The sequence below is a fragment of the Salmonella sp. NW1250 genome, assembly GCF_051812965.1.
Classification (GTDB): domain Bacteria; phylum Pseudomonadota; class Gammaproteobacteria; order Enterobacterales; family Enterobacteriaceae; genus Salmonella; species Salmonella enterica.
In genome coordinates, this window is sequence record NZ_JAMNDD010000001.1 from 516,274 (window position 1) to 535,834 (window position 19,561).

Below are 19,561 nucleotides of genomic sequence, written 5' to 3' on the forward strand. Positions count from 1 at the left end.
GCCTCAGAATAGATCGCTGCGTGATTTCAGGAGTTCTTCAACATCTTTATCGACTTTGATATGTATTTCATGCTCGATCTTTACATTCATGTTGATGGTAATCGGCTGTTCCGGCGCGGCGACTTCAATACGTGGCGTGCAGCCCACCACGATAAATGACGCAAGCGCTGACAGCATGGCAATACTCATTTTCATTATTTATCCTCACAGTCCTTGTCTTTCCGGCAAGGAGGTTGCGGCAACGCTGTATTTTGTTCAAGCCATGCCTGTAAATTGTCGCCAAAACGCAAACTGCGCCACAGCGTAAACACATTTTCTTCATGGGTATAGTTCAAGTTAACGATCGCGGTTTTACCATCTACCCGGCTTTTGCCGGTAATGGCCGCCTGCATCGTTAGTACGCCCAGGTTATCAACGTTAATTTTCGTCCACGAATGCGTAATCTCCATATAACGTAGCCAGTTGATCGCCGAGCCTGCCGTGACATTATCCTTCACCACCGCATCCGCAGTATCTTTATCGATACGCAACGTCATTGGCCCGGGATTCGTAAGCCAGCCATCTTTGATTATCCATTTTTCATTGTTCAGCCACAGCGGCAGCGCGCCGCTAACCGGACCAGACATGGCGAATTGCTTTGGATTTATGGCGCTAATCAATTCGCTGGATGAAATATTTTGCACCCGTAAAAGCGCCGGGTCGTGCTGCGGCATTCGCAACTGTTTCATAATGATTTGACCGCCCAGCACGTCTACGCTGACATCGCTTAGCAGTAATGGATTCGACTCGCTCCAGGGATAACCGCCCTGTAAATCAGCGGTGATATTTTTCGCCGTGACCTGGTTAACTATCCCGGCAATACGCAGCGAGACGGGCCCGCGCGTCCCCAATTGCCACGCGCCGTTGTGGAAGCGAAATGGCAGAATGAAATCGACGCTGTTGATTTTGTTATCCGGCATCCAGGCACTGCCGCCTTTTAACACGCCGTGTCCACCCGCTTCAAACCCCTGCCCCTGTGCGGCGGAAAAAGCCACCTGCGCATACAGTGAGCCTTCGCGCAGCGTCATTTTCCAGTCTGGTGGAAGCAACGGCTGGAAAACGATAAGCGACTGCTTCGGCCACCAGGCCTGTCCGCGAAGGCGTTCGCCATCCCAGCGCCCATTCAGCCGTACCGGCCCTATCGCCCCCGCCCGAAGGTCGCCTTTAAACTGGAACAGGGTTGGCTCGCGCCCTTCAACGCTAAAATTAATGGTAGAAGGCGGCAGCACGCTCCCGCTGGTAAATACGGTTTTTCCCGCCTCCAGAGACAGCGCGCCCTGTAGCGACGGCGTTGTGGCGTCGCGAACCCAGACAATAGGTTTATTCAGCGCCAGTCTTGGCGATGTGACGGTCATTGCGCCATAGTGCAACTGATCAAAACCGGTGGACAAACTGGTCAACCTGATGGTGTTATCATGCCATTCGCCCTGTCCGGCAATATCCCAGTGGGCGCGCATTGGCGTAAAGCTTCCTTGCCCCCAATAGCGCCACCGCCAGCGACCAGCATCAGGGAGAAAATCATTCGCCAGGCCATCAAGATGAAGAACGAAATCGCCCATCTCATTTTCATGCGCCCGTAAAATAGCCTGTAATCGACCATCAACGCCGCGCGGCGTCACCTTAACGCCCGCCAGCGGCCAACGAATTTCATCAATATCTAACGCATCAATCACCCGTCCGCGCGAGCGTAGCAATGCGCCAGGTGCAAAGGTGAGCTGCGGATCGGCCAGACTGCCGCGGAACATAGCGGGCAATACGGCATAAAAGATTAAATCCTTCTGTTTAGCCTCGCCGGTAAGCTGTAGAGGCATCTCACTGCTATCCATGCTGAGTTTTCCCGGGCCGATAGTCAGTACAGCGTTCGCTTTACCGGCATCGCCCTGGGTCAGAATATTCAGGCGTCCGCTGACTCGCGCATTATCCGGCCCGGCTTGCCAGTTATCGATATTAAAAGCCAGACGTCCGCTCAAGGGGAATCCCTGATATGGCCAGTTCCAGCGGCCATCGCTGATGGTAAGCCGCTGACGCGTTACCGCCCAGGGGAGATCGAGAATCGGGTCAGGATTACCTCGCGCCATCACGATGAGCTGTCCGGCGTTATCACGCCACTCCAGTTCCGCATCCACCAGCGACGGCTCCTGCGGCAGACGCAAGGTCGCTGCCGCATGACCGCTGACCGGCAGGCCATCCGGTACCAGCGGCAACATAAACTCCCCCGCCAGGCTAACGGGAGGCTGGTTGGCCAGCGCGGCGATCTCCAGTTGGCTCACCGTCAATGCCTGACCGCGTAGCTGCCCTTGAAATTTTACTTTTTCGCCCTGATAACGTATCTGCTGAATGACCGGCGTCATGGAGATCGCCAGCTTGCCCTGCCATTCCGGCCAGGGCGCGAGAATGACATTATCGATGTTAATCCAGGTATTGGGCAGCATTGACTGCCACTGCGCCAGCGTACGCGGCGCGGCGGGAGAAGCTTCCGTTGCGGGCAGTTTCGCCAGGCATGCGGCATCCAGTTTGAGGCTTTTAATATTCAGTAACCAACGGCTGGGATGCGTCAGTTCCGCCTGGGTAATATGCGCTAACGAACAATCATTGACCAGATAGCGAAGATCGGGAATCACTAACCCATGACGTGTCAGGCGTGGACTTTGTTCCAGAGCGATACGGGTACCGACGGGTAGCCAAATTCCCGCCAGAGTGGGAACCCACAGCCCGAGGGTCATCAGTAGCGTCAGAGGGACAAGAATCAGCAGTAACAGTAGCGCAAGGGCGGCTTTATATTTACCCTTCATGGGCCATTAATTTCCTGATTTAACGAAAAATTCAGTCGGCTATCTCTTTATTTTGGCATGATTGCCCGTACATAGCCTAATAGTTCATGTTGCAGGGGCGCCCTCCGGCTATTTGAGGCGTTGTGGAGAATGATAACCTAAAATTATTCATTATATGTATGACTATCAATTATTTTTGATTTTTTGTAAGATAATTTTAAGCATATTTGTGTGATTCTAACATCACTGGAGAAGGTCATATGAAACTCGCCGTCTATAGTACCAAACAGTATGACAAGAAATATCTACAGCAAGTGAACGAAGCGTTCGGTTTCGAACTGGAGTTTTTTGATTTTCTGCTGACCGAGAAAACGGCGAAAACCGCCAATGGATGTGAAGCAGTTTGTATCTTCGTGAATGACGACGGGAGCCGACCTGTACTGGAAGAGCTGAAAAAACACGGCGTGAAATACATCGCGCTGCGTTGCGCCGGATTTAATAATGTCGACCTGGATGCCGCTAAAGAGCTCGGCTTGCAGGTGGTGCGCGTACCGGCTTATTCTCCGGAAGCCGTCGCTGAACATGCGATTGGCATGATGATGACATTGAACCGCCGTATTCACCGCGCTTATCAACGCACCCGCGACGCTAACTTTTCCCTTGAGGGACTGACCGGCTTTACCATGCACGGAAAAACCGCTGGCGTCATTGGTACCGGTAAAATCGGCGTCGCCGCGCTGCGTATCCTGAAAGGCTTTGGAATGCGTTTACTGGCGTTTGATCCCTATCCCAGCACCGCCGCGCTTGACCTCGGCGTAGAGTATGTGGATCTGCAAACGTTGTTTGCCGAATCGGATGTCATTTCCCTGCACTGCCCGCTCACGCCGGAAAACTACCATTTGCTGAACCATGCGGCATTCGATCAAATGAAAAATGGCGTTATGGTCATTAATACCAGTCGTGGCGCGCTGATTGATTCCCAGGCGGCTATCGAAGCTCTGAAGAATCAGAAAATCGGCTCGCTGGGGATGGATGTGTATGAAAACGAACGCGACCTGTTCTTTGAAGATAAGTCAAACGATGTTATCCAGGATGATGTTTTCCGCCGTCTGTCGGCCTGCCATAACGTACTGTTTACGGGGCACCAGGCATTCCTGACCGCAGAAGCGCTGATCAGCATCTCTGAAACCACGTTACAAAACTTAAGCCAGCTTGAGAAGGGCGAAGCCTGCCCGAACGCGCTGTTCTAATCCTGTCGCTCCCCTGCGCTCAGGGGAGCATTTTCGGATAACCCCTGAAGATCTATCCGGTCATATCATTACTATAGTCAGTGTTAACTATCAGATTACAGAGAATATCAATGAAGAAAATCGTCACGCTGGTCGCCCTGAGCATCATAATGACAGGGTGTGTGAGCAGTGGAAAAGTGTCCGTCAAACGCGAGCAACTGGAACACCACCGCTTTGTTCTGGAAAGCGTAAACGGTAAAACGGTCACCGGCCCGGAGCTCAGCTTTGGCGAGGACATGACGGTATCCGGCAAAATGTGCAATCAATTCACCGGCGAAGGAAAACTATCGGACGGCGAATTAAAAGTGAAAAATTTAGCGATGACCCGAATGATGTGCGCCGATCCGCAGCTTAATGCGCTGGACGGCACCCTCAGCGAGCTCTTCAGCAAAGGCGCGCAGGTCGATTTAACTGCGAACCAATTAACGCTGGCGACGGCAGAAACAACGCTAATGTATAAACTGGCGGATTTAGCGCACTAAGCCATTAAGTGAAAAGTTATACGCGTCAGGCGAAACGCCGCGCTTAGTAACTCCCGCAGTTTCCGGCGGCAAGCGACTGTTCGCTACAACGTTTGCCGTTGGGTAGCGCGCACATACCAATTACTGAACCATCAAGCTGCCGGGCCGCTGAAAGCGAACCGCCAATCATAGCGCAATTCGCTTCGCCGGCGCTGGACATCGCCGCTTTCATCCCTGGCGAAACATGTGCCGCGGTTGCCTGCTGAACAGGTTCGCTACTGCAAGCCGACAATAATAACGCGGCACATCCCACCCAAAACGCTGCGCGCATTTCTCTCCCCTCTGTTTATTCATCCAAACGACACCGCCCTAAATAATAGGCAGCAGAAACTGACGCGTCGAGAGGCAAAGCGCGCATTTATGCGCTTCATTAACATTTATTGGCAATTTTTTACGTCTTTTCGGCAAGAAATCGCCATTCTCCTCCCGCCAGGGACACAAAAGCGAAAATGGGGCTTGAAGGGCTTTGCTAAAATAAAAGGATAACTACAGGATGCGCTCACGATTATGCGTGTCCCTCTTTTTTGCGCAATGTAAGGGTGTCATATGCAAACAATTGACGGTAATGGCGCGGTAGCGTCGGTGGCGTTCCGTACCAGCGAGGTTATCGCCATTTACCCGATTACGCCCAGTTCAACAATGGCTGAACAAGCGGATGCCTGGGCCGGTAATGGGCTTAAAAATGTCTGGGGCGATACGCCGCGTGTGGTAGAGATGCAGTCGGAAGGCGGCGCGATCGCCGCCGTTCACGGTGCGTTACAAACCGGTTCACTTTCTACGTCATTTACATCATCGCAGGGGCTGCTGCTGATGATTCCAACGCTGTATAAACTGGCGGGGCAGCTCACGCCGTTTGTACTGCACGTTGCCGCGCGCACTGTCGCCACACACGCGCTTTCTATTTTTGGCGACCATTCCGATGTGATGGCGGTCCGCCAGACAGGCTGCGCGATGTTATGCGCCGCCAGCGTTCAGGAAGCGCAGGATTTTGCGCTGATCGCACACAGGGCTACGCTGAAAAGCCGCGTTCCGTTTATTCATTTTTTTGATGGCTTCCGTACATCGCATGAAATCAACAAAATTATACCGCTAACGGATGAAACCATTCTGAACCTGATGCCGCAGGCGGAGATCGACGCTCACCGCGCCCGCGCGCTGAATCCGGAACATCCGGTGATTCGTGGAACTTCAGCGAATCCGGACACCTACTTCCAGTCTCGCGAAGCGACCAATCCGTGGTACAACGCCGTTTATGATCATGTTGAAGAGGCGATGAGGGCATTTGGCGACGCTACGGGCCGCCACTACCAGCCATTTGAATATTATGGCCATCCCCAGGCTGAACGCGTCATCATAATGATGGGCTCCGCCCTCGGCACCTGCGAAGAGGTCGTGGACGAGCTACTGATACGCGGAGAAAAGGTCGGCGTTCTGAAAGTCCGTCTGTTCCGCCCCTTCTCCGCCAAACATTTGTTACAGGCATTACCGGAAACCGTTCGCGCTATCGCCGTGCTGGATCGCACCAAAGAGCCTGGCGCGCAGGCCGAGCCGCTTTATCTGGACGTGATGACCGCACTGGCGGAAGCCTTTAATAATGGCGAGCGCGAAACGTTGCCGCGCACCATTGGCGGCCGTTATGGGCTATCATCCAAAGAGTTCGGCCCGGCGTGCGTACTGGCGGTCTTTAATGAACTCAGCCGCGCGAAGCCCAAGCCACGGTTTACGGTGGGCATTTATGACGACGTCACTCACCTCTCGCTGCCATTACCGGAAAATACCCTGCCCGGCAGCGCTAAACTTGAAGCGTTATTTTACGGTCTGGGAAGCGACGGCAGCGTATCCGCCACGAAAAATAATATTAAAATTATCGGTAATTCTACGCCGTGGTATGCGCAAGGTTATTTCGTTTATGACTCTAAAAAAGCTGGCGGGCTCACGGTATCGCACCTGCGCGTCAGCGAAAAACCCATTCGTTCCGCTTACTTAATTGCTCAGGCGGATTTTGTCGGCTGCCATCAATTACAGTTTATCGATAAATATCAGATGGCGGAGCGTCTAAAGCCCGGCGGTATCTTTCTGCTTAATACGCCGTACAGCGCCGACGAGGTCTGGTCGCGTCTGCCGCAAGAAGTTCAGGCGGTGTTGAATCAGAAAAAGGCGCGTTTTTACGTGGTTAACGCGGCGAAAATCGCCCGCGAATGTGGACTTGGCGCCCGCATCAATACCGTCATGCAAATGGCTTTCTTCCACCTGACGCATATTCTTCCGGGCGATAGCGCCCTGGTTGAGCTGCAGGGCGCGATTGCCAAAAGCTATAGCAGCAAAGGACAGGATCTGGTTGAGCGTAACTGGCAGGCATTGGCTCTGGCGCAGGAATCGCTGGCGGAAGTGCCGTTGCAGGCGGTTAATCCGCATAGCGCGCATCGCCCGCCGGTCGTCTCCGACGCCGCGCCGGATTTCGTGAAAACCGTTACCGCCGCCATGTTGGCGGGCCTCGGCGACGCACTGCCTGTTTCCGCGCTGCCGCCGGACGGAACATGGCCAATGGGCACCACCCGCTGGGAAAAACGCAATATCGCCGAAGAGATTCCTGTCTGGAAAGAGGAACTGTGTACACAATGTAATCACTGCGTCGCCGCCTGCCCTCACTCGGCGATTCGTGCAAAAGTCGTTTCCCCGCAGGCGATGGAGAACGCGCCAGCCAGTCTGCATTCGCTGGACGTGAAGTCCCGCGATATGCGCGGCCAGAAATATGTGCTGCAGGTCGCGCCGGAAGACTGTACTGGCTGTAATTTATGCGTAGAGGTCTGCCCGGCTAAAGATCGGCAAAATCCACAGATCAAGGCGATTAACATGATGTCGCGCCTGGAGCATGTGGAAGAAGAGAAAGTGAATTATGACTTTTTCCTCGACTTACCGGAAATCGATCGCAGCAAACTGGAACGAATTGATATCCGCACATCGCAGCTTATTACGCCGCTGTTTGAATATTCCGGCGCCTGTTCCGGCTGCGGTGAAACGCCGTATATTAAACTGCTGACTCAGTTATATGGCGACAGAATGTTAATCGCTAACGCCACGGGGTGTTCCTCTATTTATGGCGGTAACTTACCCTCAACGCCTTATACCACCGATGCCAACGGACGCGGCCCGGCATGGGCAAATTCGTTATTTGAAGATAACGCGGAATTTGGCCTCGGTTTCCGTCTGAGCGTGGATCAGCACCGGGCGCGCGTCATGCGTTTACTGGCGCAATTCGCCGATCGCATCCCGGCGGAATTAAACAATGCGCTACATGCCGAAGCAACGCCTGACGTTCGGCGTGAGCAGGTCGCCGCATTACGCCAACATCTGAAATCGGTTGCGGGCGCAGAGGAACTGTTAAAGGATGCTGATGCGCTGGTAGAAAAATCAATCTGGCTGATTGGCGGCGATGGTTGGGCATACGACATCGGCTTTGGCGGTTTAGACCATGTGTTAAGCCTGACGGAGAATGTCAATATTCTGGTTCTGGATACGCAGTGTTATTCCAATACTGGCGGCCAGGCGTCGAAGGCGACGCCGCTTGGCGCCGTCACTAAATTTGGCGAACATGGCAAGCGTAAAGCCCGTAAAGATCTTGGCGTCAGCATGATGATGTATGGTCATGTTTATGTCGCGCAAATCTCGCTGGGCGCGCAGTTAAACCAGACGGTGAAAGCCATCCAGGAGGCCGAAGCCTGGCCAGGACCGTCGCTGATCATTGCCTATAGCCCCTGTGAAGAACATGGCTACGATCTGGCGCTAAGCCATGACCAGATGCGCCAGTTAACGGCGACCGGTTTCTGGCCGTTATACCGCTTTGATCCCCGCCGTGCGGATGAAGGCAAGCCGCCGCTGGCGCTGGACTCTCGGCCACCGTCTGATGCGCTGGCGGAAACGCTGCTTAATGAACAGCGTTTCCGTCGCCTGAATGCGCAACAGCCTGAAGTAGCTGAACAATTATGGCGAGATGCCGCATTGGATTTGCAAAAACGCTATGACTTTCTTGCCTTGCTGGCAGGAAAAGCGGAAAAACCCGGCGCAGATTAAAAAATATTCTAAGGATTAACCTGGAAACAAAAAAAGCCCGAACATCCGTTCGGGCTTGTCAATTTATACGCTGGAAAGCAAAGGTTAACGCAATGGCCCAGCGACAAAATGAATATGTGACAATAAAGGCATATAACAGGCGTAGAATATCGTAACCGAATGATATTGTATAATTTTTATTTCGTATAATACCCCCAAAAGCATTCGTATAAATTATATCTATTTCACTGCGAATTATTTCATTAATTATTGAATTAAACGGTAACATCTCTTTTTAGGTCTTTCCTGACAAGGCAGAAATAACGTTTTAACGTCAACTCGCTGATTATTTACGGGGAATGCGCTTAATATTACGCCGTCCTCCCCTGTTGGTAGTCCCCGCAGAGTATCGTGGAGCAGCACCTAAAATGTGACGTATGTCATTGTACATAAAGTGCCTTTAGGGAGTAGAATTTCAGTGGATACTTAAACAGGAGGTTTTATGAACAGAACGATTCTTGTACCCATCGATATTTCAGATTCAGAATTAACTCAACGCGTGATTTCACATGTTGAAGCCGAAGCAAAGATTGACGACGCTAAAGTGCACTTTTTGACTGTAATCCCGTCTTTGCCCTATTACGCTTCACTGGGACTGGCTTATTCAGCAGAGCTCCCCGCAATGGACGATTTGAAAGCCGAAGCCAAATCTCAACTGGAAGCGATTATCAAGAAATTCAACCTTCCCGCGGACCGCGTGCAGGCGCACGTTGCAGAAGGCTCTCCTAAAGATAAGATTCTGGAAATGGCAAAAAAATTACCGGCCGATATGGTGATTATCGCCTCGCATCGTCCGGATATTACTACCTATCTGTTGGGTTCCAACGCCGCAGCCGTTGTGCGTCATGCGGAATGCTCCGTACTGGTGGTGCGCTAAATACCCGAGCCCGCATAAGAGAGTGCGGGCTCAAATCAACCATCATCATCGCCTAGTGACTGACGCTTTTTGAAAACAGATTGATTACGATTACGCCGCAGATGATAAGCAACATGCCAATAATAGCCGGCACATCCAGTTTTTGGCCAAGAAACAACCATCCTATCAATCCAATAAGAACAATCCCTACCCCAGACCAAATGGCATAAATGATACCCGCAGGGATGGTTCGCATTGGGATGGTAAGGCACCAGAACGCGATACAATATCCGATGATGGTAACGAGGCTCGGTACCAGACGCGTAAAACTATCCGATAATTTTAATGAGATCGTGGCGATAACTTCTACCACGATGGCGATAAATAGAAAGATTACAGCTTCTTTAGTCATACATCTCTTCGTTCCGATATTTTTCTGGTCGTGATGACATCTTAATTAATACGGATGACAGAATAAAGACGCTTTTGACCCGTTGCGTATCTCGCCATAACCTACTTCAGGTTGCATGTGCTGCGGCTGCGTTCCCTTATCCCAGTCACTTACTTGAGTAAGCTCCTGGGGATCCGCTCGCTTGCCGCCTTCCTGCAACTCGAATTAATTAAAGTATAAAAGCAATCTTTCATACACGAGAGATCAAAACAATAAACTTGTTCAGGATTTATGATTACTTAGAAGCGTTTGCCTGCCCCGTATTTTCTGCTTTACCATATGTCCTGTCAATTATACCAACAGGGTCCACTGGTGTGTTTTTTGGCATAACCCAGCCACTTTCACTGACACTACCTCGTGTAAGATATCTGACTTTTACCTTAACGATAATAAGAAAATGCTCCCTGCTGAACCTGTCTGCAACACTAAGTTCCGTGGTATATTCAGGTACGATTCTTCCACTTCTAACCTGCTCTTGGGCTATTTCAGCAGAGACAGGCAATACCTCTACATCGCCCCCCTCAATACCGCCTGCTGTTTTAAAACTAACAATATTTTCAGCCTGCGGACCTATTGTACCTCGGCATAATACAACTTCAGTCTCCCCTGCTGCTGCATCCCCACTCCGGTATTTCTTATAAATACTTTGTACATTTTCTTCTGATGTAGGGTATAAATCTTCTGACAGAGAGGCCAGTATATCTTCCAGTAAGGGGGAATCATCCGTAATATCCAGAAGCTCTTCATCATAACCCGCGTCTCCTTCTCTTAACTCTGAATAAGGCTTATCAATATGGCGAATAAGCCCCCCACCTTTCAGCCCTGACGCCTGATAAAATCTTCCATCAGAAGATCGGTAAAATGTCATAGCTGAATCTTTTCCGCTATCCGAATAGGTTGCCCGATACGTTTCTGAACCGGGTTCTTTAGTTAAAACGAGCTCTCTGTCGCCATATTTTATCGTATTAGGCGCTTCCGATGACAGCGGTGGATATGAGGCTTGCTTTCTGTAAAAGCCTTCTCCTGACGGTTTGTAATAACCATACGTTTGTTTATCAAAACCGGTAGCGCGATAGAGCCCATCGTTTCCCGCTGGACCTAACTCAAGAACTTTCTGATTACTTTTTTGATAAATAAAATCTGTGTTTTCTATTGACTCTATAGTTTTATAATTACTCCCCTTTTGAATCGGCGCTCGTACTACACCTCTTTGTATTTTATTTTCAACAAATCGGAGGCCCGTATACTTTGCATTTGCCGCTCTTTCTGTGAACTTCGCTCCAGCAACAGGAACAGCCTCCATACCGATACGTATAATATCCTGTACGTAACCGCACACATCCGCAGAGTTTTCCACAACAGCCCGGTTAAGAATACTGCTGGTACCAGCCAGAGCGTTAAAACCAGGGACAAGACCCATTACAATATTCCAGACCGTTCCTAAGAGGTGAAGTCCTGCCCTTGCAGCCGGACTTAATGAGGAGGTTGTGCGATGATGTATAGTATCATCAAGATCAAAGCTCAGCTCAATTAATCCTCCCAACCCCTCCTGAATAATCTTATTAAATGCATAAACGAATTCTTGCCCGCCATTCATGGAGGAAAGCTTCTCCTTGAACGATTCGAGAGCCTGAGCCTGTCTCTCATGTTGTTCTTCTAATGTCAGCCAACTGCTTTGCGCAATATCACTGATCTCGTGAATAAGCCCAACAACGACCTCTTGCACCATTTTGTTGATATCCATTAGTCCTAAGATATCACACTCCTGCATATGTTCCTTCATATGAGTCTCTGCTCGATAATATTTCTCCGCCCAGTCTAGCTGTTTATTGATCGCAGCTTTCATTAACAATATTAAAGGATCGTTACTTTTGGGAAGTGTTGATTTAACACCTTTGGTAAATTTATTATTAACCACAATTTTTCTTGCTATTGTGTCTATTTTTTCATCATTAATTGGCCCCGTTATATTTGCACACCAAAAAATAATATTACGCATAATAATAAAATTATTTTTTATGCCTTCAGGGCTAAGCAATACTCTATCACCACCATTGCTGGATAAATGGTGTATCACTAATTGAATCAGCTTAAAAAGATGATTCATCCTTTTTTTATTAAAAGCGCTCTTTCCTCTTTCTTGTCTATTGAAAGATACTATTTCTAATGCTGTAATAATAGCATCCTTACCATAGAAAACGTCAAAGCTTGAACCAGAAATAGCAGGAAACTTTTCATACAGGACTTTCGCATAGTGGCTTTCCCTTGTCCATAAAGGCCTGTCTATCATGAGTGGTTCAGGCTCAGTACTGAAATGCATAGGATGAACCAGCATATCACGCGCCATTAGCTCATATATTTTATATTGATGTTGAATATTTTCTCTTACAAAAGATAGAACAGAAATGAAACTTCCCTCACCGAGAACAATGAGACGATCACTTAAATGAACTAAAAGACCTTTGAACATATATTCAGCGGCAATAGCTCTTCCATCATGCGTCCACTGCCCAGTTTGAGAAAACGCAAGTAATTCATGATAGCCTCTTTTATAACTATTTGCCTCTTGTTCTTTTACCAGTAGTTTGAGTATTGAGATAAGGCGTCCTCCCGCCATAGATGTAAAGTGTTCAAATAGGCCATCTAACACCTTACCTGCCAGGTTAGGCTCCGTAGTTGGGGCAGGATGATCCTCCGGGAGAGCCCTTTCATATCTCTGTAATTCTTTAACGGGTAAAAAATTATTCTCACCTTCTGAATTACCATTTTTTATCCTATAATCACCAGATGTTACTGCTAATCTTGATGATAATAACAAACCAGTTACTGCAATGTTTTTAATACTCCTGTCCATTTTATGAATGGTTACTGGCTGAAGATGATTGCTGCTATGGGAAGATAAGAAAATTTGCCTTTGAATTTCCTTTCCCTCAGATATAATTTGCTCAGTACTTTTAGGTGGAACAGTTACGCTATCTACATTAAATAGCGCATGTTCATCACTCATCGTTACCTGAGAAAAACACGACGATGTATGTGCAATTGCAGCAGGATCAATCTCTTTATAAATAACATTGGCGTAAACGTTTGTAACTTCACCGTTTGCATTTAAATGATCGTGCAAAATATGTTTTAGAAATAGATCTAAAAACAATTTTTCTGATGTGATTCCATTCACACAGTTGTGAAAGTCAGGGGGAATTGGATAGCCGTTCTTATCAAATGGAAGCGATAAATATCCTCGCCCCCCATCAATATTTTCGTAACTGTAATTTAGAGATATCTTTACCTCGCATTTATTGGTATCTATATCGTCATTGATACTGCGCTCTACTTTATAATTAACCAGCCTACGGAAGGTTGCGCTATTTGAATAATAAAAATCCAATGTTGACTTAATATCTTCATATATAATTTCATGTGTTGGCTCAAAGAAGAAGTCGTAAATATTTAATCTGTTCTTTTCTTCATCTTTGGCCATCTCATCCAGCTTAATATATTCTTCTGGTAAATTAGACACTTGCTCATGAAAGATATCGTCCTGATAAAGTCCATCCAACATTGAAAGGTACGGTATGGTATCCCAACTTCTGATAGCTTGTATCTGTACCGTCTGCTGTGATTCTCTGGTTGATATATCACTTACTGTTATACGCATTACGTTCTCCAGCCAGAATTATGGTATGCTTCATAAGGTGTAGATATCAGGTAGCAATTCTCATCGCAAATAATTTGTCTGAACTGTACATATGATACAGGCTATTTTTAATTCAATACGACCACCAGAATAAACAAGAAAATTTTAAATAGTATACGGTAAAATGATCTTACCCAACGATAATTAAACACTCTGCACTATCTTATTAGATAATAAAATACTGATACGTTATTTTATATCACCAATAAAAGAGCAAAAAGGGTGTGCCGAATATCATTTTACACCAGTCCCGGTTCACTCCACGAAACCACTTGAAACGTACCATCATCAGGACGCAGCAGCGCCTGAATTTCAGTTGAGCCCGTCACTTCTTAACGGACCTGGCTGCATGATGTATACAGTTGACAATATCCGAAGGTACTATCTCTATTAAAACGTGCTGGCATTCGTCGCCGTAATCCGTACCATACGCGACATACTTTTGCCTGCTGGCTGTTGACGGCAGGAGCGAACCCGGCATTTATCGCCAGCCAAATGGGGCATGAAACTGCGCAGATGGTGTATGAAATTTACGGTATGTGGATTGATGACATGAACGACGAACAAGTAGCGATGTTGAATGCGCGGTTATCGTAGTTGCAAAGTTCGCCCCATTTAGTACCAGAGAACTGAAATAATGCAAGAAATTCAAAAGAATACAAAAAAAGAGCAATACAACCTCAACAAGTTGCAAAAGCGCCTGCGCCGTAACGTTGGCGAAGCGATTGCCGATTTTAATATGATTGAAGAAGGCGATCGCATTATGGTTTGCCTTTCTGGCGGCAAAGATAGCTATACGATGCTGGAAATTTTACGTAATTTGCAGCAAAGCGCCCCGATCAATTTTTCACTGGTCGCCGTCAACCTCGATCAAAAGCAGCCAGGTTTCCCGGAACATATCCTGCCAGCCTACCTTGAGCAGCTGGGCGTAGAATATAAAATCGTCGAAGAAAACACCTACGGCATTGTGAAGGAGAAGATTCCGGAAGGAAAAACCACCTGCTCGCTGTGCTCGCGTTTGCGTCGGGGTATCCTGTATCGTACGGCGACTGAACTGGGCGCGACTAAAATCGCCCTGGGCCACCATCGCGACGATATTCTGCAAACCCTGTTTCTGAATATGTTCTATGGCGGAAAAATGAAAGGGATGCCGCCGAAGCTGATGAGCGATGACGGCAAACATATCGTGATCCGCCCGCTGGCTTACTGCCGCGAGAAAGATATTATCCGTTTTGCTGAGGCCAAAGCCTTTCCTATCATTCCTTGTAATCTGTGCGGTTCGCAACCAAACCTGCAACGCCAGGTGATTGCCGACATGCTACGCGACTGGGATAAGCGCTATCCTGGACGGATCGAGACGATGTTTAGCGCCATGCAGAATGTCGTGCCGTCTCACCTTTGTGACACTAACCTGTTCGATTTCAAAGGAATCACTCACGGTTCCGAGGTAGTCGACGGCGGCGATTTAGCGTTCGATCGTGAAGAGATTCCCTTGCAGCCCGCTGGCTGGCAGCCGGAAGAAGATGACACCGCCTTAGAGGCGTTGCGGCTTGATGTTATCGAAGTGAAATAATCTGCAGGCGTCTCAGCACTCCGCTGAGACGCCATACTATCGATCATTTTAATAGCCGTACCCGGCATGACTTGCCTTTGATCTTCCCGTTTTGCAACTGCTTCCAGGCTTTTTGCGCTACTGCTTGACGTACGGCGACGTAAACGTGCATTGGATGCACATTAATTTTGCCGATATCCGCCCCGTCTAATCCAATATCGCCGGTCAGCGCGCCTAAAATATCTCCCGGACGCATTTTCGCTTTTTTGCCGCCGTCAATACATAGGGTAGCCATCTCTGCGGCCAGAGGGAGCAACGACTGCCGGGCGGGCGCATTCAGCCAGTTCAGTTTGAGTTGCAGCATTTCTGAAAGAATATTTGCCCGCTGCGCCTCTTCCGGCGCGCAGAAACTGATCGCCAGACCGCTACTTCCCGCGCGCGCCGTACGGCCAATACGGTGGACATGCACCTCCGGGTCCCAGGCCAGTTCATAGTTAACCACCAGTTCGAGCGATTTAATGTCTAATCCTCGCGCGGCAACGTCGGTGGCAACCAGAATGCGCGCGCTGCCATTTGCAAAACGCACCAACGTCTGGTCGCGGTCGCGTTGTTCCAGATCGCCGTGGAGCGCCAACGCGCTTTGTCCTACCGCATTAAGCGCATCACAAACGGCCTGACAATCTTTTTTGGTATTGCAAAACACCACGCAGGACGCTGGCTGATGCTGGCTAAGCAACGTTTGTAGCAGCGAAATTTTTTCATGCGCAGACGTTTCGAAGAACTGTTGTTCGATAGCCGGTAGCGCATCTACCGTATCGATTTCAATACGTATTGGCTGCTGCTGTACACGACCGCTAATCGCCGCAATGGCCTCAGGCCAGGTTGCTGAAAACAATAACGTCTGGCGCGTCGCAGGCGCAAAGCGGATCACCTCATCAATGGCGTCACTGAATCCCATGTCCAGCATTCGGTCAGCTTCATCCATTACCAGAATGTGCAGCGCATCCAGCGATACGGTTTCTTTTTGTAAATGATCCAGCAGGCGCCCCGGCGTCGCGACAATGATATGCGGAGCGTGCTGAAGCGAGTCGCGCTGTGCGCCAAAGGGTTGCCCGCCACACAAGGTCAGAATTTTGGTATTTGGCAGAAAACGGGCCAGGCGACGTAACTCTCCGGCAACCTGATCCGCCAGCTCCCGCGTCGGACAAAGCACTAACGCCTGTGTCTGGAACAGAGTGACATCAATTCGATGCAAGAGCCCAAGACCAAACGCCGCCGTTTTGCCGCTACCGGTCCTGGCCTGCACACGCACATCATTTCCCGCCAGAATGACGGGTAATGCTGCGGCCTGAACAGGCGTCATCTCAAGATAGCCCAGCTCAGTAAGGTTATTGAGCTGGGCGGTGGGCAAAACATTCAGGGTTGAAAAAGCGGTCACAATTTACTCTCGCGGTAACGACTCATAGTCAGCAGGCGCGTATCCTCGCAGATCCGGGCGTTTGATGCGACATTTTAATCGGTTCTTCGTCCGGCGGCGGGTCGGGCATCGGCTGAGGACGGGGAAGCGGCTCAGGAATGGGAACAGGGTCAGTGGGAATCGGGTCCGACAAGGACGAGTGTAGATATAATAAGGTCAAAAGACAGCTCATATTACCCTCCAGAATGTCATTCAGACTCTTAAAGGGTAGACGCTGATATCCTACAGGCAAAAAAAAGCCGACTAATCTAAGTCGGCGTCGTACGAATCAATTGTGCTATGCAGTAATTCAAAAAAGGAAGTAAGACAATATGGAGCGCAACGCCCATCGCTTGACGTTGCATTCACCTGCGAGAGAGATATTGCCCCGAATAGGTAGATGGTTTATTGACTTCGCTCAAATTTCTCGGCGTTTTTTCATACGAAATGGCCTGAAAAGCGCTTTTGTTACAACCATTTACTGCGATGCAACCATAAAGTAACACCACCGATCAGGACAACTAACAGAATACAAAACAGAGAAAAGCCGAACCGCCATCCGCCGCCGGGAATACCGCCCAGGTTAACGCCAAATAACCCTGTTAAAAAAGTGCTGGGCAGAAAAACCATCGCCATAAGCGACATGGTATAAGTTCTGCGCGCCAGAGACTCCTGCATCACCTGGGCAATTTCATCCGCCATGATGCCAGTACGCGCGATACAAGCGTCAATCTCATCCAACCCCCTTCCCAGCCTGTCGGCGATATCCTGCATTCTGCGCCGGTGATCGTCGCTCATCCACGGCAGCCGTTCACTCGCAAGCCGGGCATAGACGTCGCGCTGCGGCGCCATATAGCGGCGCATAACAATTAGCTGTTTACGTAGCAATGCGAGGAAACCGCGCGGTGGGATTTGCTGGTCGAGAAGATTATCTTCCAGATCGATAATTTTATCGTGTAGCTCTTCAATAAATTCACTGGCGTGATCGGTTAACGCATCGCACACATCCACTAACCAGCCGCCGCAATCTACGGGCCCGGTGCCCTCCTGCAAATCACTGACCACATCGTCCAGCGCCAGAACCTTTCGCTGACGGGTAGACACAATGAATCGCTCGTCCATATATAAACGCATTGCCACTAATTGATCCGGGCGTTCGTCAGTACTGCCATTAATACAGCGCAGCGTAATGAGCGTCCCTTCCCCCATACGACTTACGCGCGGGCGCGAGCTTTCACCAGCCAGCGCATCACGCACGTTATTGGGGAGTAAAGGCGTTGAAGCCAACCAGCGGGCGCTGTCCGGGTGGGTATAATTAAGATGTAGCCAACAGGGATGCTGACTATCGATCACATCATTATCTTCGAGCGGTTTTACTCCACCACGACCATCCAGTAGCCATGCGAAAACGGCATCCGGCACGTTCACATCCGATCCCTTAATGGCTTCCACAGCGCCTCCACGTTACAACTCTGATGCCGTTAGTCTAGCTTTCGGGAAAGGTTAAGCAATCTCTCATTTTCTCATTGCGCAAAAAGAATTACGGGAACGTGCGAAAAAAGCGCCTTAGCAACAGGCGCTTACCAAACATGTATTATCAGGCCTGGCCGCGCCTGGTGATGGTCGAAAGAGGTGATACATGAGAGCGCGACAGCGCATGTTCACTGTAACCCGGCTGGCTTAAACGAAATTTGTCGGTTTTAGTCTGTAACTCGATCACCTGCGCCTTTAAAACATCCGAAGAAGCAGATAGCGCTTCAACCATTAAGACATTGCTATGGGTTGCGCTTTCCAGATCGCTCAACGCCAGTGTTATCTGGTTAATGCCTTTTTCCTGCTCCCGCGTGGTGGTGGAAATTTCACTCATCAGCATGTTTAATTGCCCGGAACCGCCAACAATCTCCTGCATATTTTTTTCAGCCTCCTGCACTATGGCGGCCCCCTGCCGCACATTGTCATGCGTAACGTCGATCAGCGCCTTGATATTTTTTGCCGCCTCAGCGCTACGATGCGCCAGATTACGCACTTCCCCGGCCACCACGGAGAAACCTTTTCCATGATCGCCCGCCCGCGCAGCCTCTACCGCCGCGTTAAGCGCCAGAATATTAGTCTGGAATGCGATACCGTCAATCAATGAAATAATCTCCGTCATCTGCGAGGCACAGTCGGTAATAGAACGCATATTTTCTGTAACCCGCACCATTAATTCACCGCCTTTACGGGCGCATTGGGTTGCACAATCCGCCTGTATGCTCGCCATTCGGGTATTATCCGCATTGTTTTTGGTACTCGCTGCCATTTCATCCATACTGGCGGCAGTTTGAATTAACGAGGCCGACTGCTGTTCCGTCTTTACGGATAGCGACATACTGCGCGCCGCCAGTTGTTCGGAAAGGGTCATTGCCGTTTGCGAAGAGGATCTGATTTCGCGTACCAGCGCGGAAATATTCTCCGACAGGCTATTAATCCCGGGGATGAGTCGCCCGGCGCAATTATTGCCAAATTCGGAGATATGAATAGACAAGTTTCCTGCTGCGACCTCTTCAATACTTTTCTTCACGGTATTAATTGGCACAACCAGATAGCAGGTCATATACCACCAAAGCAGTAATGCCGAGATCAGATAAATGATATTACACGTAATTAAAATAGGGAGATCGTGCAGAAAAGCTATTTGTAAAGTATCCACCAAAAGAAACGTACATACCATGAATAGAATAATGCATGTCCTGACGCTGATATTTCTTAACATTTTTGATGGCCTACAACCAGGATAGGAGACAGGTTTTATTTTTATAGCATTTCAGATAGCTATTGCC

Annotated in this window: 15 protein-coding genes and 2 pseudogenes; 7 read left to right on the plus strand and 10 right to left on the minus strand. The window is 49.2% G+C overall.

The genetic code is table 11. From position 1 onward, the window contains the following. Positions 1-3: 3 nt before the first annotated feature. Both NBA72_RS02625 and NBA72_RS02630 read right to left on the minus strand, forming a co-directional pair. Positions 4-195, minus strand: a complete 192-nt coding sequence (locus tag NBA72_RS02625; protein WP_000784063.1) for a YnbE family lipoprotein — start codon at positions 193-195, stop codon at positions 4-6. Next, entirely contained in the window at positions 195-2,831 is a 2,637-nt protein-coding gene (locus NBA72_RS02630; protein ID WP_042947192.1) for a YdbH family protein, read from the minus strand. Before NBA72_RS02630 ends, NBA72_RS02625 begins: the two co-directional genes overlap by 1 nt. A 239-nt stretch (positions 2,832-3,070) precedes the next feature. On the opposite strand from NBA72_RS02630, the gene ldhA reads away from it, so the two are divergent. Both ldhA and hslJ read left to right on the plus strand, forming a co-directional pair. Beyond that, positions 3,071-4,060, plus strand: coding sequence for a D-lactate dehydrogenase (gene ldhA, locus NBA72_RS02635; RefSeq protein ID WP_000762206.1), 990 nt, complete (start codon positions 3,071-3,073; stop codon positions 4,058-4,060). Positions 4,061-4,170: 110 nt separating this feature from the next. After that, a complete protein-coding gene (gene hslJ / locus NBA72_RS02640) occupies positions 4,171-4,581 on the plus strand; it encodes a heat shock protein HslJ (RefSeq protein WP_000725242.1) in 411 nt (136 codons plus the stop codon). A 43-nt stretch (positions 4,582-4,624) separates the two neighbouring features. Here hslJ and NBA72_RS02645 read toward each other — a convergent pair whose 3' ends face one another. Further along, complete coding sequence (locus NBA72_RS02645; protein ID WP_001200679.1) at positions 4,625-4,891, minus strand: putative hemolysin; 267 nt, start codon at positions 4,889-4,891, stop codon at positions 4,625-4,627. Between NBA72_RS02645 and NBA72_RS02650 the strand changes: the two genes are divergently transcribed. The 3 genes from NBA72_RS02650 (at position 4,807) to uspF (ending at position 9,607) form a co-directional block, all read left to right on the plus strand. After that, positions 4,807-5,106: a hypothetical protein gene (locus tag NBA72_RS02650; protein ID WP_001137722.1), complete on the plus strand. Its 300-nt coding sequence runs from the start codon at positions 4,807-4,809 to the stop codon at positions 5,104-5,106. The genes NBA72_RS02645 and NBA72_RS02650 overlap by 85 nt on opposite strands. Before the next feature lie 60 nt (positions 5,107-5,166). Then, on the plus strand, positions 5,167-8,691 hold the full coding sequence (nifJ, locus tag NBA72_RS02655) for a pyruvate:ferredoxin (flavodoxin) oxidoreductase (protein ID WP_042947188.1): 3,525 nt from the start codon (positions 5,167-5,169) through the stop codon (positions 8,689-8,691). 481 nt (positions 8,692-9,172) lie between these two features. After that, entirely contained in the window at positions 9,173-9,607 is a 435-nt protein-coding gene (gene uspF / locus NBA72_RS02660) for a universal stress protein UspF (protein ID WP_001082296.1), read from the plus strand. A gap of 52 nt (positions 9,608-9,659) precedes the next feature. Here the strand turns inward: uspF and NBA72_RS02665 are convergent, their stop codons facing one another. From NBA72_RS02665 to NBA72_RS02675, 3 genes and pseudogenes are all read right to left on the minus strand, one after another. Beyond that, on the minus strand, positions 9,660-9,998 hold the full coding sequence (locus NBA72_RS02665; protein ID WP_000159242.1) for an SMR family transporter: 339 nt from the start codon (positions 9,996-9,998) through the stop codon (positions 9,660-9,662). Next, positions 9,991-10,098: pseudogene (locus tag NBA72_RS02670) on the minus strand (multidrug transporter); the annotation flags it as partial. The gene NBA72_RS02665 and the pseudogene NBA72_RS02670, both read right to left, overlap by 8 nt. A 174-nt stretch (positions 10,099-10,272) precedes the next feature. After that, the gene (locus NBA72_RS02675) at positions 10,273-13,695 is read right to left on the minus strand and encodes a DUF4765 family protein (RefSeq protein ID WP_042947187.1); all 3,423 of its coding nucleotides are present in this window, start codon (positions 13,693-13,695) and stop codon (positions 10,273-10,275) included. 429 nt (positions 13,696-14,124) lie between these two features. Between NBA72_RS02675 and NBA72_RS02680 the strand changes: the two are divergent. Continuing rightward, positions 14,125-14,331: pseudogene (locus NBA72_RS02680) on the plus strand (tyrosine-type recombinase/integrase); the annotation flags it as partial. A gap of 40 nt (positions 14,332-14,371) precedes the next feature. Beyond that, positions 14,372-15,307, plus strand: a complete 936-nt coding sequence (gene ttcA / locus NBA72_RS02685) for a tRNA 2-thiocytidine(32) synthetase TtcA (RefSeq protein WP_001156208.1) — start codon at positions 14,372-14,374, stop codon at positions 15,305-15,307. A gap of 43 nt (positions 15,308-15,350) precedes the next feature. On the opposite strand, the gene dbpA is transcribed toward ttcA, so the two are convergent. The 4 genes from dbpA to NBA72_RS02705 all read right to left on the minus strand — a co-directional run bounded on the left by dbpA (position 15,351) and on the right by NBA72_RS02705 (position 19,494). Beyond that, positions 15,351-16,724 (minus strand): ATP-dependent RNA helicase DbpA, encoded by a 1,374-nt coding sequence (dbpA, locus tag NBA72_RS02690; protein WP_023206469.1) that lies wholly within the window; start codon positions 16,722-16,724, stop codon positions 15,351-15,353. 28 nt (positions 16,725-16,752) lie between these two features. After that, a complete protein-coding gene (gene ynaL / locus NBA72_RS02695; RefSeq protein ID WP_001670836.1) occupies positions 16,753-16,935 on the minus strand; it encodes a proline-rich small protein YnaL in 183 nt (60 codons plus the stop codon). A 275-nt stretch (positions 16,936-17,210) separates the two neighbouring features. Beyond that, entirely contained in the window at positions 17,211-18,194 is a 984-nt protein-coding gene (gene zntB / locus NBA72_RS02700) for a zinc transporter ZntB (RefSeq protein WP_000387373.1), read from the minus strand. A gap of 145 nt (positions 18,195-18,339) precedes the next feature. Next, positions 18,340-19,494 (minus strand): methyl-accepting chemotaxis protein, encoded by a 1,155-nt coding sequence (locus NBA72_RS02705; protein WP_042947186.1) that lies wholly within the window; start codon positions 19,492-19,494, stop codon positions 18,340-18,342. Positions 19,495-19,561: the final 67 nt, after the last annotated feature.

Coding starts and splice junctions, on each gene's coding strand:
- ldhA (WP_000762206.1), top strand. CDS start 3,071: ATGAAACTCGCCGTCTATAGTACCAAACAGTATGACAAGAAATATCTA.
- NBA72_RS02630 (WP_042947192.1), bottom strand. CDS start 2,831: ATGAAGGGTAAATATAAAGCCGCCCTTGCGCTACTGTTACTGCTGATT.
- ynaL (WP_001670836.1), bottom strand. CDS start 16,935: ATGAGCTGTCTTTTGACCTTATTATATCTACACTCGTCCTTGTCGGAC.
- NBA72_RS02625 (WP_000784063.1), bottom strand. CDS start 195: ATGAAAATGAGTATTGCCATGCTGTCAGCGCTTGCGTCATTTATCGTG.
- hslJ (WP_000725242.1), top strand. CDS start 4,171: ATGAAGAAAATCGTCACGCTGGTCGCCCTGAGCATCATAATGACAGGG.
- NBA72_RS02675 (WP_042947187.1), bottom strand. CDS start 13,695: ATGCGTATAACAGTAAGTGATATATCAACCAGAGAATCACAGCAGACG.
- nifJ (WP_042947188.1), top strand. CDS start 5,167: ATGCAAACAATTGACGGTAATGGCGCGGTAGCGTCGGTGGCGTTCCGT.
- NBA72_RS02665 (WP_000159242.1), bottom strand. CDS start 9,998: ATGACTAAAGAAGCTGTAATCTTTCTATTTATCGCCATCGTGGTAGAA.
- ttcA (WP_001156208.1), top strand. CDS start 14,372: ATGCAAGAAATTCAAAAGAATACAAAAAAAGAGCAATACAACCTCAAC.
- NBA72_RS02705 (WP_042947186.1), bottom strand. CDS start 19,494: ATGTTAAGAAATATCAGCGTCAGGACATGCATTATTCTATTCATGGTA.
- NBA72_RS02645 (WP_001200679.1), bottom strand. CDS start 4,891: ATGCGCGCAGCGTTTTGGGTGGGATGTGCCGCGTTATTATTGTCGGCT.
- uspF (WP_001082296.1), top strand. CDS start 9,173: ATGAACAGAACGATTCTTGTACCCATCGATATTTCAGATTCAGAATTA.